The 15,864-nt window shown below is 69.2% G+C and carries 13 protein-coding genes and 1 pseudogene; 13 read left to right on the top strand and 1 reads right to left on the bottom strand.

The genetic code is table 11. The annotated features are described in order from the left end of the window. Positions 1–91: 91 nt before the first annotated feature. Together AB0O67_RS05860 and AB0O67_RS05855 are read left to right on the top strand one after the other, a co-directional pair. Positions 92–1,384 (top strand): geranylgeranyl reductase family protein, encoded by a 1,293-nt coding sequence (locus tag AB0O67_RS05860; RefSeq protein ID WP_365446592.1) that lies wholly within the window; start codon positions 92–94, stop codon positions 1,382–1,384. A gap of 244 nt (positions 1,385–1,628) precedes the next feature. Then, a pseudogene (locus tag AB0O67_RS05855) lies at positions 1,629–3,356 on the top strand (FAD-dependent oxidoreductase). A 105-nt stretch (positions 3,357–3,461) separates the two neighbouring features. Here AB0O67_RS05855 and AB0O67_RS05850 read toward each other — a convergent pair. After that, on the bottom strand, positions 3,462–4,298 hold the full coding sequence (locus AB0O67_RS05850; protein ID WP_365446590.1) for a C40 family peptidase: 837 nt from the start codon (positions 4,296–4,298) through the stop codon (positions 3,462–3,464). A 714-nt stretch (positions 4,299–5,012) separates the two neighbouring features. On the opposite strand from AB0O67_RS05850, the gene AB0O67_RS05845 reads away from it, so the two are divergent. From AB0O67_RS05845 to nuoK, 11 genes are read left to right on the top strand one after another with little or no spacing between them, the layout of a single operon-like run. Beyond that, positions 5,013–5,372, top strand: coding sequence for an NADH-quinone oxidoreductase subunit A (locus tag AB0O67_RS05845; RefSeq protein ID WP_007383963.1), 360 nt, complete (start codon positions 5,013–5,015; stop codon positions 5,370–5,372). Between the two features lie 13 nt (positions 5,373–5,385). After that, a complete protein-coding gene (locus AB0O67_RS05840; RefSeq protein WP_030174336.1) occupies positions 5,386–5,940 on the top strand; it encodes an NADH-quinone oxidoreductase subunit B family protein in 555 nt (184 codons plus the stop codon). Beyond that, on the top strand, positions 5,937–6,686 hold the full coding sequence (locus AB0O67_RS05835) for an NADH-quinone oxidoreductase subunit C (RefSeq protein WP_365446587.1): 750 nt from the start codon (positions 5,937–5,939) through the stop codon (positions 6,684–6,686). The genes AB0O67_RS05840 and AB0O67_RS05835 overlap by 4 nt, the downstream gene beginning before the upstream one ends. Beyond that, the gene (locus AB0O67_RS05830) at positions 6,683–8,005 is read left to right on the top strand and encodes an NADH-quinone oxidoreductase subunit D (RefSeq protein ID WP_365446585.1); all 1,323 of its coding nucleotides are present in this window, start codon (positions 6,683–6,685) and stop codon (positions 8,003–8,005) included. Before AB0O67_RS05835 ends, AB0O67_RS05830 begins: the two co-directional genes overlap by 4 nt. After that, a complete protein-coding gene (gene nuoE, locus AB0O67_RS05825; RefSeq protein WP_365446583.1) occupies positions 8,002–8,871 on the top strand; it encodes an NADH-quinone oxidoreductase subunit NuoE in 870 nt (289 codons plus the stop codon). The genes AB0O67_RS05830 and nuoE overlap by 4 nt, the downstream gene beginning before the upstream one ends. Further along, positions 8,868–10,220: an NADH-quinone oxidoreductase subunit NuoF gene (nuoF, locus tag AB0O67_RS05820; protein ID WP_365446581.1), complete on the top strand. Its 1,353-nt coding sequence runs from the start codon at positions 8,868–8,870 to the stop codon at positions 10,218–10,220. The genes nuoE and nuoF overlap by 4 nt, the downstream gene beginning before the upstream one ends. Further along, the gene (locus AB0O67_RS05815) at positions 10,217–12,721 is read left to right on the top strand and encodes an NADH-quinone oxidoreductase subunit G (RefSeq protein ID WP_365446579.1); all 2,505 of its coding nucleotides are present in this window, start codon (positions 10,217–10,219) and stop codon (positions 12,719–12,721) included. The genes nuoF and AB0O67_RS05815 overlap by 4 nt, the downstream gene beginning before the upstream one ends. Then, the gene (gene nuoH / locus AB0O67_RS05810; protein WP_365446577.1) at positions 12,718–14,094 is read left to right on the top strand and encodes an NADH-quinone oxidoreductase subunit NuoH; all 1,377 of its coding nucleotides are present in this window, start codon (positions 12,718–12,720) and stop codon (positions 14,092–14,094) included. Before AB0O67_RS05815 ends, nuoH begins: the two co-directional genes overlap by 4 nt. Next, positions 14,087–14,728, top strand: coding sequence for an NADH-quinone oxidoreductase subunit NuoI (gene nuoI, locus AB0O67_RS05805; RefSeq protein ID WP_365446575.1), 642 nt, complete (start codon positions 14,087–14,089; stop codon positions 14,726–14,728). The genes nuoH and nuoI overlap by 8 nt, the downstream gene beginning before the upstream one ends. Then, positions 14,725–15,567 (top strand): NADH-quinone oxidoreductase subunit J, encoded by an 843-nt coding sequence (locus tag AB0O67_RS05800; RefSeq protein WP_365446574.1) that lies wholly within the window; start codon positions 14,725–14,727, stop codon positions 15,565–15,567. Before nuoI ends, AB0O67_RS05800 begins: the two co-directional genes overlap by 4 nt. Beyond that, positions 15,564–15,863 carry an NADH-quinone oxidoreductase subunit NuoK gene (nuoK, locus tag AB0O67_RS05795; RefSeq protein WP_141309549.1) on the top strand — a complete coding sequence of 100 codons (300 nt, stop codon included), beginning with the start codon at positions 15,564–15,566 and terminating at the stop codon, positions 15,861–15,863. The genes AB0O67_RS05800 and nuoK overlap by 4 nt, the downstream gene beginning before the upstream one ends. Position 15,864 lies beyond the last annotated feature (1 nt).

Raw genomic sequence — 15,864 nt, 5'->3', positions numbered from 1 at the left:
TCCCTTCGGCCGGTTGATCAATTCTGCTGAATAGACTGCCCATGTCCAGTGCCGGTCGGCACACAGATTTCGAACTTGGGGAGATCCCGCCGTGGCCGAGTCTCTGACGGACAACACCGCCGATGTGATCGTCGTGGGCGCGGGCCCGGCCGGGTCGGCGACGGCGTACCACCTCGCCAAGGCCGGTCTGGACGTACTGCTCCTGGAGAAGACCGAGTTCCCGCGCGAGAAGGTGTGCGGCGACGGGCTCACCCCGCGCGCCGTCAAGCAGCTCGTGGCGATGGGCGTCGACATCTCCGAGGAGGCCGGCTGGCTGCGCAACAAGGGCCTGAGGATCATCGGCGGGGGTGTGCGGCTGCAGCTGGACTGGCCGGATCTCGCCTCCTTCCCCGACTACGGACTCGTCCGCAAGCGCGACGACTTCGACGAGCAGCTCGCCCGGCAGGCGCAGAAGGCGGGCGCGCGGCTGTACGAGCGCTGCAACGTCGGCGCGCCGATCGTGGACGAGCGCACCGGACGCATCACCGGTGTGCACGCGAAGCTCGGTGACACCGGTGAGAAGCGCGAGGTCACCTTCCACGCGCCGCTGGTCGTGGCCGCCGACGGCAACTCCACCCGCCTCTCCCTCGCGATGGGCCTGCACCGCCGCGAGGACCGCCCGATGGGCGTCGCTGTCCGTACGTACTTCACCTCCCCGCGCCACGACGACGACTACCTGGAGTCCTGGCTGGAGCTGTGGGACCGCCGCGGGCCCGGCGAGGACCGGCTGCTGCCCGGCTACGGCTGGGTCTTCGGCATGGGCGACGGCACCTCGAACGTCGGCCTCGGCGTGCTCAACACCTCCAACTCCTTCAAGGAGCTGGACTGGCGCGAGGTCCTCAAGGCCTGGTGCGCCTCCATGCCCGAGGACTGGGGCTACACCCCGGAGAACATGACCGGCCCGATCCGCGGCGCCGCCCTGCCGATGGCCTTCAACCGCCAGCCGCACTACACCCGGGGCCTGCTGCTCGTCGGCGACGCCGGCGGCCTCGTGAACCCCTTCAACGGCGAGGGCATCGCCTACGCCATGGAATCCGGCCAGATCGCCGCCGACGTCATCGTCCAGGCGCACGCCCGCTCGACCCCCGCGGGACGCGAACTCGCCCTCCAGCGCTACCCCCGCGTCCTCAAGGACACCTACGGCGGCTACTACACACTGGGCCGGGCCTTCGTGAAGCTCATCGGCAACCCGAGGGTGATGAAGATCGCCGCCCAGCGCGGTCTGACGCACCCCGTCCTGATGAAGTTCACCCTGAAGATGCTCGCCAACCTGACCGACCCGACGGGCGGCGACGCGATGGACCGCATCATCAACGGCCTGAGCAAGGTGGCCCCGAAGGCCTGATCGGCCGTTACCACCGGAGGGTGCCGGTCTGTGACAAGGCCGGCGCGGAGAGAGCCGGTCCCTGATGATCCGGTGTGAGGGTGCCGTGGTCGGCCGGGAATCGGGCTTCCGGCCCCCGCGGCGGACCCCTACTCTCCCCTTCCCATGACAACGGAACACGCGCAACGGCCGACGCTGCCAACAGCAGCCGTCCGGACAGACCCGCAGACACTTTCTCGCCGGGACCGGCGCCGGAGGAGCGGCCCTGGTCTTAGGGGCCGCCGGCCGCGCGACCGCCGCTTCGGCAGGGAGGCGGGTCGCCGTGCTCGGTGGCGGCGTGTCCGGCCTCAGCGCCGCGCACGAGCTCGCCGAGCGCGGCTACGCCGTGACCGTCTACGAGTACTACGACGCCCTGGGCGGCAAGGCCCGCTCGATGGACGTCCCGGGCACCGCGGCAGGCGGACGGCGGCCACTTCCAGGGAGCACGGGTTCCGGTTCTTCCCCGGGTTCTACCGGAACCTGCCCGACACCATGCGTCGCATCCCCTACGCCGGCAACCCCGACGGCGTGCGCGGCAACCTGCGCAACGGCACCGAGGCCCTGTCCGCCCGTGACTCGGGCCGCCCCGACCTGCACTTCCCGCTCCGCCGCGTCACCACCCCGCCCGCCCCCGGCACCCTCACCCTGTCCTGGATCCGCGACCAGCTGCTGTCCGTCCTGGACCTCGGCACCCGCCTGCCCGCCCACGAGGCCGCCTACTTCGTCAACCGTCTGCTCGTCCACCTCACCAGCTGCGACGCCCGCCGCGAGGACCAGTGGGAGAGGACGTCCTGGTGGGACTTCATCCGAGCCGAGGAGATGAGCCCCGAGTACCAGGCGCTCCTCGGCATCGGCCAGACCCGCAACCTGGTCGCCACCCGCGCCGAGGTCGCCTCCACCCGCACCGTCGGCCGCGTCATCATCGAGGGCCCTGCTGCTCTGGGGGCTCCTCGGGCCCGGCATGGACGGCCCCGACGCGGACATCGACCGCGTGCTCAACGCCCCCACGAGCGAGGCCTGGATCGACCCCTGGGAGAGCCACCCGCGCTCCCTGGGCGTCGAGTTCGTGCTCGGCGCCCAGGTGCGGGAGGTGCTGTACGCGGGCGGCCGGGTGCGAGGGGTCCGCGTCTCGGCCCGCGACGGCGGCGACGAACGTACGGTCACCGCCGACCACTACGTCTGCGCGCTCCCCGTCGAGCACGCCCGGCTGACGTGGGGACCGGCCCTGCGCGCGGCCGACCCGCGGCTGGCCCGCTGCGACGCGCTGGAGACGGACTGGATGACCGGGGTGATGTTCTACCTCCGCACGCCCACGCCGGTCGTCCACGGGCACGTCAACTGCCTCGACTCACCCTGGTCGGTGACCGCCGTCGGTCAGGCGCAGTTCTGGGACGTACGGGACTTCTCGCGCGACTACGGCGACGGGCGGGCGCGCGACTGCCTGTCCGCGATCATCTCCGAGTGGGACAAACCCGGCATCCTGTACGGCAAGACGGCCCGTGAGTGCACGAAGGAGGAGGCCGTCGCCGAACTCTGGGCCCAGCTGAAGGACGGCGTGAACGACGCCGGCAGGACCACGCTCAGGGACGAGGACCGGCTCGGGTGGTTCACGGATCCGGCGGTGACCGGTCTGGGCGGCCCTGAGCCGCGCAATCGCGAGCAGCTCCTCATCCACCCCACGGGCACGCTCCACGGCCGCCCCACGGCCCGCACGGCGATCCCGAACTTCTTCCTCGCCGGCGACTACGTCCGTACCGACGTCGACCTCGCCAGTATGGAAGGCGCCAACGAGTCCGCCCGACTTGCCGCCAATGCCCTACTCGAAGCGGACAATTCGCCCGCGGAGCGCTGCCCCGTCTGGGAGCTGTACCGACCGCCGGAGCTGGAACCCCTCAAGCGCGTCGACGCCCTGCGTCACCGGCTCGGCCTGCCCAACACCTTCGACCTCGGTTGACGTCGGTCCGCGAGAGCAGAGGCGGACGGGGCCGCCGCCCCCGAGCGGCCGCGGCCCCATCCGTACCTCAATGCGCCTTTTGTGTGGTGGTGAGGCGGGTTCGCGTCAGAGCACGCGCACCGCACCCGACGCCGGGTAGCCGGAGAGGTCCTGGATGACGACGCCCTTCGAGGGGTTGGCCGCGTCCAGGTACTGGCCGTTCCCGATGTACACACCCACGTGGTACGCCGAGCCCTTGCCACCCCAGTACAGGATGTCGCCGACCTGAAGGTTCGACAGGGAGACGTCCGTGCCGGCCATCGACTGGTCCTGCGACACGCGCGGAAGGTCCACACCGACCTGCTTGAACGCCGCCTGGACCAGGCTGGAACAGTCCCAGGCGTTGGGGCCGCTGGCGCCCATGACGTAGGCGTCGCCCAGCTGGGCCTGAAGGAAGCCGATGACGGTCGCGACGCTGCCGCCGGACGGCACGGTCACGGTGTCGTCGGCGCCGGAGGCCGTGGAGAGGGTGGCCCGCTCGGCATCGCGTGCGGCGCGCTCCGCGGCGGCCTGGCGCGCTTCCTCGGCGGCCTTCTTGCGGGCCTCCGCCTTCTTCTTGGCCACGGCCAGGTCGGCCTTGGCCTCCTTGGCGGCCTGGGCGGCGGCCGCGTCACGCTCGGCCTGCAGCTCGTAGTTCGCGGCCGCCAGCTGCGTGGCGTCCGCGGACTGGGCGACCTGTGCGGACAGGTCCGCCGTGAGGGTGGGCAGTTCGATGGTCTGCGTCACCGGCTCGGCGGCATTCGCCGAAGCCGACGCGCCGGCCACTGCCACGGTGCTGAGGATGCCACCGGCAACTCCGGCCCGCATCGCCATCTTCGAGGCGCTGCGCTGGCGGGGTTTCCGGTGGCTACGTATGTGAGCGGTGTGGGACATGGGAATAACCGGTATCAGGGGCTCCTCCATACCTTCAAGGAACGTGTGGTCCGCCACAGTTGTTCAATCGGCGGCCCGAATCCTCGGCGCGTCACCCTTTATTGACGCCGTAACGGACATTGTGGACGTCGCCCATCAAGCCTGTGATCATGGGCTTTCTTCGTTACGTCCGAATTGCCCGCCACCTACCACTGGTTGGGACGGATGGCCAACCCCGCTTCTCAGGCGCCTCTCATGAATGTGGCGGAGGTCACGGAACGGTTACCGGAGTCAGTGCGTCCGGTGCACGGAGTCCGACGCCCTCGAGTTCGTGAACGCGTGCACGCGTCCACATCCCGTTCCGGCCTCCCTCCGATGTGTGAACGAGGTCCCCTACCAGGCCTCGGCGACCAGCTCCAATTTGCATGCAAGGGAAGTCTCTTGATATGGAGACGCCGCTTCCGAACTGTGCTGACTAGCGGAAATGTCACCACTGGTGATCAGTTGAACGCCTCACGTGCGAAGATCGCCGATCATCCGACTTCATGATCGTTCATCAGGTGGTGGAGATCACAAAGCTTGTGCAATACCCCGTGTCGCAGATCACAGAGCGGCAGGCATAGGATGCGAGGCAGTTGGGCTTGTGACCTGCTTCACATGTTCTCGATCTTCGCCGGGACTGGCGGGGCTCCTGGAGCAGGTGAGCAGGGAGTGAGTCCAGTGCAACCCGCAGCAGTCAATGCCGACTGAGAGGAGCGAGGAGCGGTGAACGCGTATGCGCCCATCCTCGTACTGGGAGCCCTCGGGGCAGGCTTTGCGATCTTCTCCGTGGTCATGGCCACGCTGATCGGTCCGAAGCGGTACAACCGCGCCAAGCTCGAAGCCTATGAGTGCGGTATCGAGCCGACCCCCACGCCGGCCGGCGGCGGGCGCTTCCCCATCAAGTACTACCTGACGGCGATGCTCTTCATCGTCTTCGACATCGAGATCGTCTTCCTCTACCCGTGGGCCGTCACCTTCGACGCCCTGGGTGTGTTCGGGCTCGTGGAGATGCTGCTCTTCGTGCTCACCGTCTTCGTCGCCTACGCGTACGTGTGGCGGCGCGGCGGCCTGGAATGGGACTGAGGGGCCTTTAGTCATGGGACTCGAAGAAAAGCTGCCGAGCGGATTCCTGCTGACCACCGTCGAGCAGGCCGCGGGCTGGGTGCGCAAGGCGTCCGTCTTCCCCGCCACGTTCGGCCTCGCCTGCTGTGCCATCGAGATGATGACCACCGGCGCGGGACGCTACGACCTGGCCCGGTTCGGCATGGAGGTCTTCCGCGGGTCACCCCGCCAGGCGGACCTGATGATCGTGGCCGGCCGGGTCAGCCAGAAGATGGCGCCGGTGCTGCGGCAGGTCTACGACCAGATGCCGAACCCCAAGTGGGTGATCTCCATGGGGGTGTGCGCCTCCTCCGGCGGCATGTTCAACAACTACGCCATCGTCCAGGGCGTCGACCACGTCGTCCCGGTCGACATCTATCTCCCTGGCTGCCCGCCACGGCCGGAGATGCTGATGGACGCCATCCTCAAGCTCCACCAGAAGATCCAGAGCTCCAAGCTCGGCGTGAACGCCGAGGAGGCGGCCCGGGAGGCGGAGGAAGCGGCGCTCAAGGCACTGCCCACGATCGAGATGAAGGGGCTGCTGCGATGAGCGACGCGGACAGCGGGGCGTCGAACGGCGTCAACCCCGAGAAGGACCTCTCCGCCTCCAACCTCCCCGGCCAGCGCGGCGAGGGCGGTGAGGAGATCCGCGTCCAGCGCGGCATGTTCGGCGCCGACAACGGCGGCGACACCTCCGGCTACGGCGGCCTGGTCCGCTCGGTCCGGCTGCCGGGACCCGCCAGTCGCCCCTACGGCGGCTGGTTCGACGAGGTCGCCGACGAGCTGGAGGGCGCCCTGGAGGAACAGGGACTGCTCCCCGAGAACGCCATCGAGAAGACGGTCGTCGACCGGGGTGAAGTCACCTTCCACATCGAGCGCGAGCACCTGGTCCGCGTCGCCCGCACCCTGCGCGACGACCCGGCCCTGCGCTTCGAGCTGTGCACCGGCGTCAGCGGCGTCCACTACCTCAGCGACAAGGGCCGCGAGCTGCACGCCGTCTACCACCTGCGCTCGATCACCCACAACAGGCTGATCCGCCTCGAGGTCAGCGCGCCGGACAGCGACCCCCGCATCCCGTCGCTGGTCGCCGTCTATCCCACCAACGACTGGCACGAGCGCGAGACCTACGACTTCTTCGGGATCGTCTTCGAAGGTCACCCGGCCCTGACGCGGATCATGATGCCGGACGACTGGCAGGGCCACCCGCAGCGCAAGGACTACCCCCTCGGCGGCATCCCCGTCGAGTACAAGGGCGCCCAGATCCCGGCTCCGGACCAGCGGAGGTCGTACTCATGAGCACGCAGCACGCAACTCCGCGTGAGACCACCGAGGGCACCGTCTACACGGTCACCGGTGGCGACTGGGACGAGGTCGTCCAGTCCGCGGCCCGCGCCGACGACGAGCGCATCGTCGTCAACATGGGGCCTCAGCACCCGTCCACCCACGGCGTGCTCCGCCTGATCCTGGAGATCGAGGGCGAGACGGTCACCGAGGCCCGGTGCGGCATCGGCTATCTGCACACCGGAATCGAAAAGAACCTGGAATTCCGCACGTGGACGCAGGGCACCACCTTCGTCACGCGCATGGATTACCTGACGTCCTTCTTCAACGAGACCGGCTACTGCCTCGCCGTCGAGAAGCTCCTCGGCATCGAGGACGAGATCCCCGACCGGGCCACGATCATCCGGGTGCTCCTGATGGAGCTGAACCGGCTCTCCTCGCACCTGGTGTGCATCGCCACCGGCGGCATGGAGCTCGGCGCCACCACGATCATGATCTACGGATTCCGTGATCGTGAAATGATTCTCGACATCTACGAGCTCATCACGGGCCTGCGGATGAACCACGCGTACATCCGCCCCGGCGGACTCGCCCAGGACCTGCCACCCGGCGCGGTGGACCAGATCCGCGAGTTCGTGAAGAAGATGAAGAAGAACCTCCCGGAGTACGACAAGCTCGCCACCGGGAACCCCATCTTCAAGGCCCGTATGCAGGACATCGGCTATCTGGACCTGGCCGGCTGCATGGCCCTCGGCGCCACCGGCCCGATCCTTCGCTCGACCGGCCTGCCGCACGACCTGCGCAAGTCCCAGCCGTACTGCGGCTACGAGACGTACGACTTCGAGGTCCCGACCGCCGACACCTGCGACGCCTACGGCCGCTTCCTGATCCGCCTGGAGGAGATGCGCCAGTCGCTCAGGATCGTCGAGCAGTGCCTGGACCGGCTGCAGCCCGGGCCGGTCATGGTCGGCGACAAGAAGATCGCCTGGCCCGCCCAGCTCGCCCTGGGCCCGGACGGACTGGGCAACTCGCTGGACCACATCAAGAAGATCATGGGCACCTCCATGGAGGCCCTGATCCACCACTTCAAGCTCGTGACCGAGGGCTTCCGCGTGCCGCCGGGACAGGCGTACACGGCGGTCGAGTCGCCCAAGGGCGAGCTGGGAGTGCACGCCGTGTCCGACGGCGGCACCCGTCCCTTCCGGGTCCACTTCCGCGACCCGTCCTTCACCAATCTGCAGGCCATGGCGGCGATGTGCGAGGGCGGCCAGGTGGCCGACGTCATCGTCGCCGTCGCGTCCATCGACCCCGTGATGGGAGGCGTCGACCGGTGACCACCTCTTCTTCGGAGCGGGGCGTCAGCCTGGGCATGCCGGAACTGCCCGCGCCCGACTACCCGGACGACGTTCGAGCCCGGCTGGAGGGGGACGCGCGCGAGGTCATCGCCCGCTACCCCGACTCCCGGTCCGCCCTGCTGCCGCTGCTGCATCTCGTGCAGGCGGAGGAGGGCCATGTCACGCGCACGGGCATGCAGTTCTGCGCGGACGTACTCGGCCTGACCACGGCCGAGGTCACCGCGGTCGCGACGTTCTACACCATGTACCGGCGCAGGCCGAGCGGCGACTACCAGGTGGGTGTGTGCACCAACACCCTCTGTGCCGTGATGGGCGGTGACGCGATCTTCGAGGCGCTTCAGGAGCACCTCGGCGTCGGGAACGGCGAGACCACCGACGACGGCAAGGTCACCCTGGAGCACATCGAGTGCAACGCGGCCTGCGACTTCGCGCCGGTCGTGATGGTCAACTGGGAGTTCTTCGACAACCAGACCGTGCAGAGCGCCAAGCGCCTGGTGGACGACCTGCGCACGGGAGTGCGGGTCGAGCCGACCCGCGGTGCGCCGCTGTGCACGTTCAAGGAGACCGCCCGGATCCTGGCGGGCTTCCCCGACGAGCGGGACGGGGCCGTCGAGGCCACGGGCGGCGCCGGACCCGCGTCGCTGGTGGGCCTCCGCCTGGCCAGGGGAGAGGCCGCACCCGCGCGCGTGGTCCATCCGCGGGAGGGCGGCCCGCACGAGGAACCGCAGGACGCCGTTCACGAGCCGTCACCGGCGGAGCACCTCAGCTCGCACGACGCACCGCAGAAGACATCGGCGTCCGACCCCTCCCACCCGGCAGGGCCTACCGCCGAGGAGGGGGAGTGATGACGTTGGCACCCGAGCTGAAGGACACGAGCCCCGAGAAGCTGCTCGCACCCGTGCTGTCGTCCTTCTGGGACGAGGACGGGTCCTGGACGCTGGACGTGTACCGCAGGCACGACGGCTACGAGGGACTCCGCAAGGCGCTCGCGATGACGCCCGACGACCTCATCGCGTACGTCAAGGAATCCGGGCTGCGCGGCCGTGGTGGCGCGGGATTCCCGACGGGAATGAAATGGCAGTTCATTCCCCAGGGAGATGGAAAGCCGCACTATCTAGTTGTCAACGCCGACGAATCGGAGCCCGGGACGTGCAAGGACATCCCGCTCCTCTTCGCGAACCCGCACAGCCTCGTCGAGGGCATGATCATCGCGTGTTACGCCATCAGGTCGTCGCATGCCTTCATCTATCTGCGTGGTGAAGTCGTCCCCGTGTTGCGGCGGTTGCACTCGGCCGTCGCTGAGGCGTACGCGGCGGGTTACCTCGGCGAGAACATCCTGGGCAGCGGGCTCAACCTCGACATCACGGTGCACGCCGGCGCGGGCGCGTACATCTGCGGTGAGGAAACTGCGCTGCTCGACTCGCTCGAAGGCCGCCGGGGTCAACCGCGGCTCCGTCCCCCCTTTCCTGCCGTGGCGGGCCTCTATGCGTGCCCGACTGTGGTGAATAACGTCGAATCGATCGCCTCAGTTCCCGCCATCCTGAAAAACGGCAAGGAATGGTTCAGGTCGATGGGGAGCGAGAAGTCGCCCGGCTTCACGCTCTACTCGCTCAGCGGTCACGTCGCGAGTCCCGGCCAGTACGAGGCGCCGCTCGGCATCACGCTGCGCCAGCTCCTCGACATGAGCGGCGGGATGCGGCCCGGCCACCGGCTGAAGTTCTGGACGCCGGGCGGCTCCTCGACCCCGTTGCTCACCGACGAGCACCTCGACGTCCCTCTGGACTACGAAGGAGTGGGCGCCGCGGGTTCCATGCTCGGCACCAAGGCCCTGCAGTGCTTCGACGAGACGACCTGCGTCGTGCGCGCCGTGACCCGCTGGACCGAGTTCTACGCCCACGAGTCCTGCGGAAAGTGCACGCCCTGCCGTGAAGGGACCTACTGGCTGGTGCAGTTGCTGAGGGACATCGAGGCCGGCAAGGGCGCGATGAGCGACCTCGACAAGCTGGCCGACATCGCCGACAACATCAACGGCAAGTCCTTCTGCGCCCTCGGTGACGGTGCCGCCTCGCCGATCTTCTCCTCGCTCCAGTACTTCCGCGACGAGTACGAGGAGCACATCACGGGCCGTGGCTGCCCGTTCGACCCGGCCAAGTCGACGGCCTGGGCCGACCACCGTACGGAGGTGAACGCATGACTGTGACCACGAGCGCTCCCTCCGGTGGGGGAGAGGCGGCGGTTCCGCCGGAAGACCTCGTCACGCTGACGATCGACGGCGCCGAGATCAGCGTGCCCAAGGGCACCCTGGTCATCCGGGCCGCCGAGCAACTCGGCATCGAGATCCCGCGGTTCTGCGACCATCCCCTCCTCGACCCGGTCGGTGCCTGCCGCCAGTGCATCGTCGACGTCGAGGGCCAGCGCAAGCCGATGGCGTCCTGCACCATCACCTGCACCGACGGGATGGTGGTCAAGACCCAGCTGACGTCGCCGGTCGCCGAGAAGGCGCAGCACGGTGTGATGGAGCTGCTGCTCATCAACCACCCGCTGGACTGCCCGGTCTGCGACAAGGGCGGCGAGTGCCCCCTGCAGAACCAGGCGATGTCCCACGGCAACGCCGAGTCCAGGTTCGAGGGCCGCAAGCGCACCTTCGCGAAGCCGGTGCCGATCTCCACGCAGGTGCTGCTGGACCGTGAGCGCTGTGTGCTGTGCGCGCGCTGCACCCGGTTCTCCAACCAGGTCGCGGGCGACCCGATGATCGAGCTGCTGGAGCGCGGCGCGCTGCAGCAGGTGGGAACCGGCGAGGGCGACCCCTTCGAGTCGTACTTCTCCGGCAACACGATCCAGATCTGCCCGGTCGGCGCGCTCACCTCGGCGGCCTACCGGTTCCGCTCCCGCCCGTTCGACCTGGTCTCCTCGCCGAGCGTCTGCGAGCACTGCTCCGGTGGCTGCGCCACCCGCACCGACCACCGGCGCGGCAAGGTCATGCGGCGCCTCGCGGCGAACGACCCCGAGGTCAACGAGGAGTGGATGTGCGACAAGGGGCGCTTCGCGTTCCGGTACGCACAGGTGAAGGACCGCCTGGAGACACCGCTGCTGCGGAACGCCGAGGGTGAGCTGGAGCCCGCCTCCTGGCCGGAGGCGTTGCAGATCGCCGCCCAGGGGCTGCTCGCCTCGCGTGGCCGCACCGGCGTGCTGACCGGCGGCCGGCTCACCGTCGAGGACGCGTACGCGTACAGCAAGTTCGCGCGCGTGGCGCTGGACACCAACGACATCGACTTCCGCGCGCGCGTGCACAGCGGCGAGGAGTCCGACTTCCTCGCCGCGAGGGTCGCCGGACGCGGGCGGGACCTCGACGGTACGGGCGTCACGTACACGCTTCTGGAGAAGGCGCCCGCCGTCCTGCTGGCCGGGTTCGAGTCGGAGGAGGAGGCGCCCGGCGTCTTCCTGCGGCTGCGCAAGGCATGGCGCAAGCACGGCCAGAAGGTGTTCTCGCTGGCCACGCACAGCACGCGCGGTCTGGAGAAGGCAGGCGGCACGCTGCTGCCCGCCGCGCCCGGCACCGAGACCGAATGGCTGGACGCGCTCGCGAGCGGCGTCGGCCTGGAGGACGACGGTGCGGTGGCCGCGGAGGCGCTGCGCGCCGAGGGCGCGGTGATCGTCGTGGGCGAGCGGCTGGCCGGCGTGGCCGGTGGCCTCACCGCCGCCGTACGGGCCGCGTCCGCCACCGGTGCGCGGCTGGTGTGGATCCCGCGGCGGGCCGGGGAGCGCGGTGCGATCGAGGCGGGTGCGCTGCCGTCGCTGCTGCCGGGCGGGCGCCCGGCGACCGACCCGCGCGCGCGGGACGAGGTCGCGACCGCCTGGGGCGTCGCAGAACTCCCGCTCCGCTACGGCCGGGACACTGGCCAGATCGTCGAGGCCGCCGCGAGCGGTGAGCTCCAGGCGCTGCTGGTGGCCGGTGTGGAGGTCGCGGACCTCCCGGACCCGGCACGCGCGCGTGAGGCGCTCGGCGAGGTGGGCTTCCTGGTCTCGCTCGAACTGCGGCCCAGTGAGGTCACGGAGCTCGCCGACGTTGTCCTGCCGGTCGCCGCGGTGGCCGAGAAGGCGGGCGCGTTCCTCAACTGGGAGGGCCGGGTCCGCTTCTTCGACGCCGCGCTCAAGCCCGACCAGATGAGCCGCCGCCTGGCGCCCACCGACGCGCGCGTCCTGCAGATGCTCGCCGACGCCATGGACGTACACCTCGGGCTGCCGGATCTGCGGACCGCGCGTGCGGAGCTGGACCGGCTCGGTGCCTGGGACGGGCCGCGGGCCACCGAGCCGCTGGAAACCGCGGGCGTACTGCCGCGGCCGGCCGCCGGGGAGGCCGTACTGGCCGGCCACCGGCTGCTGCTCGACCAGGGCCGGCTCCAGGAGGGCGACGAGGCACTGGCCGGGACACGGCACGCCGCACGCGCGCGCTTGTCGCCCGCCACGGCCGCCGAGGCGGGGGTCAAGGAGGGCGACGTGCTCGCCGTGACCGGCCCCGTCGGCACGGTCCAGCTGCCGCTCCAGATCACCGAGATGCCCGACCGAGTGGTCTGGCTGCCGCTGAACTCCGCGGGTGGGGGCGTCGCCTCCGACAGCGGGGCGCTGCCCGGCTCCCTCGTCCGCATCGGCCCGGCGACGCCCGCCGGTGAGGCCCCCAAGGAGGTGGAGGCATGAGCCCGTACTTCGTCGCAGCTGAAGACCTCTCCATGTTCGGCCGCGACCCGTGGTGGCTGGTCGCCGTCAAGGCCGTGTTCTGCTTCGCCTTCCTGATGGTGACCGTGCTGTTCTCCATCGTTTGGGAGCGCAAGGTCGTCGCCTGGATGCAGCTGCGCATCGGCCCCAACCGGCACGGCCCCTGGGGCATGCTCCAGTCGCTCGCCGACGGCATCAAGCTGATGCTCAAGGAAGATCTCGTCGTCAAGCGCGCCGACAAGGCGGTGTACATCCTCGCGCCGATCGTCGCGGCCATCCCGGCCTTCATGGCGATCGCGGTGATCCCGTTCGGCCCGGCGGGCAACGAGATCTCGATCTTCGGTCAGCGCACCACGATGCAGCTGACCGACCTGCCGATCGCGATGCTGTACATCCTCGCGGTCGCCTCGGTCGGCATCTACGGCATCGTGCTGGCGGGCTGGAGCTCCGGCTCCACCTACCCGCTGCTCGGCGGTCTGCGCTCCTGCGCGCAGATGATCTCGTACGAGATCGCCATGGGCGCCGCCTTCGCGTCGGTGTTCCTCTACTCGGGCTCGATGTCGACGTCGGCGATCGTCGAGGCGCAGGCGGACCGCTGGTTCGTGATCCTGCTGCCGGTGTCCTTCGTGATCTACATCGTGACGATGATCGGCGAGACCAACCGCGCCCCCTTCGACATGCCGGAGTCCGAGGGCGACCTGGTCGGCGGGTTCAACACCGAGTACTCGTCGATCAAGTTCGCGATGTTCATGCTCGCCGAGTACATCAACATGGTGACCGTCTCGGCCGTGTCCGTGACGCTCTTCCTGGGCGGCTGGCGGGCACCCTGGCCGGTCAGCACCTTCTGGGAGGGCGCCAACCACGGCTGGTGGCCGATGCTCTGGTTCGTCGTCAAGGTGCAGCTGCTGCTGTTCTTCTTCATCTGGCTGCGCGGCACGCTCCCGCGTGTCCGCTACGACCAGCTGATGAAGCTCGGCTGGAAGGTTCTCATCCCGGTCTCCGTGGTCTGGCTGATGCTGGTCGCGACCGTGCGGACGCTGCGGAACGAGAACTACGCCTTCGCCGACATCGCCCTCTACGTGGGTGGCGGTGTCCTCGCCCTGCTGCTGCTCTCGTTCGTCGTGGACTTCTTCCGCGACCGCTCCAAGTCGGCGGAGCCGCCCGCCGAGCAGCCCGCGTTCGACCCGATGGCCGGAGGATTCCCGGTGCCGCCGCTGCCCGGACAGGAGCTGCCACCGGTGCCGAGGCGCCGCTCGCGCCGTGAGCGGGAGCTGATTGTCAGTGGTGGTCCCGATACTCAGAGTGATGGATCTCTGGGCGGATCTACGGATGGAAAGGAGGCGTCCGATGGCTGAGGAACCCAAGGAGACCAAGCCCGGTTTCCAGAACCCCGTGGCCGGCTTCGGCGTGACCTTCAAGGCCATGTTCAAGAAGCGGCTGACCGAGCAGTACCCGGAGCAGCAGAAGACCACGGCCCCACGGTTCCACGGACGGCACCAGCTCAACCGCCATCCGGACGGCCTGGAGAAGTGCGTCGGCTGCGAGCTGTGCGCCTGGGCCTGCCCCGCCGACGCCATCTACGTGGAGGGCGCGGACAACACCGAAGAGGAGCGCTACTCGCCGGGCGAGCGGTACGGCCGGGTGTACCAGATCAACTACGCCCGCTGCATCCTGTGCGGCCTGTGCATCGAGGCGTGCCCCACGCGCGCGTTGACGATGACGAACGACTTCGAGCTCGCCGACTCCAGCCGCGCCAACCTCATCTACACCAAGGAGCAGCTGCTGGCCGGCCTCGAAGAGGGCATGGTCGACTCACCGCACGCCATCTACCCCGGGATGGACGAACAGGACTACTACCGGGGCCTGGTGACGGAGGCCGCGCCCGGCACGGTGCCTCAGGTCGCCCTCTCCAAGGGCGAGACGCCCCAGGAGGCGGCCTCGACCTTCGGTGACGCAGAACCCGCCTCGGAGAAGGTGGTGGGACGATGACCGCACAGCTCGCCGCGTACACCACCTCCACCGGAGAGGCCGTCCAGTTCTGGATCCTCGGCACGGTCGCGGTGATCGGCGCCCTGTGCACCGTCTTCATGAAGAAGGCCGTGCACAGCGCGCTCTGCCTGGCCGGCACCATGATCATCCTGGCGGTGTTCTACCTGGCCAACGGTGCCTACTTCCTGGGCATCGTGCAGATCGTCGTCTACACCGGCGCGATCATGATGCTGTTCCTCTTCGTGGTGATGCTGGTCGGTGTCACCGCGGCGGACTCCCTGAAGGAGACCATCAAGGGCCAGCGCTGGCTTGCCCTGATCTGTGGCCTCGGCTTCGGCGTCCTGCTCGTCGGGGGCATCGGCAGCGCGTCCCTGACGGAGTTCGACGGCCTCGGCCAGGCGAACGCCGGGGGCAACGTGGAGGGCCTCGCCGCCCTCATCTTCACCAAGTACGTCTTCGCGTTCGAGCTCACCGGCGCCCTGCTGATCACGGCCGCCGTCGGCGCCATGGTGCTCACCCACCGTGAGCGCACGGAGCGCGCCAAGACCCAGCGTGAGCTGGCCGAGGAGCGCGTCCGCGAGGGCAAGCACCTGCCGCCGCTGCCGGCGCCCGGTGTGTACGCGCGGCACAACGCCGTGGACATCGCGGGCCTGCTGCCCGACGGCACCCCGTCCGACCTCACCGTCAGCAAGACGCTGCGCGAGCGCGGACAGATCCGGGACGTGTCCACCGAGGCGCTCAACGACCTGCGGGCTCTCGAACAGCGCGCGGAGGGGCGGCTGGGGCGGGACGAGATCGATCCGCCGACGTTCAAGCGGACCGAGGAGGCGTCGAAGTGAACCCCGTCTACTACCTCTATCTCGCCGCCCTGTTGTTCACGATCGGCGCGACCGGCGTGCTGATCCGGCGGAACGCGATCGTGCTGTTCATGTGCATCGAGCTGATGCTCAACGCCTGCAACCTCGCGTTCGTCGCCTTCTCCCGGATGCACGGCAATCTCGACGGCCAGATCATCGCGTTCTTCACCATGGTCGTCGCCGCGGCGGAGGTCGTGGTCGGTCTCGCGATCATCGTGTCGCTGTTCCGCTCCCGCCACTCGGCCTCGGTCGACGACGCCAGCCTGATGAAGCTCTAAG

This window comes from Streptomyces sp. NPDC086077 (genome assembly GCF_040686175.1).
GTDB lineage: Bacteria > Actinomycetota > Actinomycetes > Streptomycetales > Streptomycetaceae > Streptomyces.
This window is presented reverse-complemented; position numbering and strand designations above follow the sequence as displayed.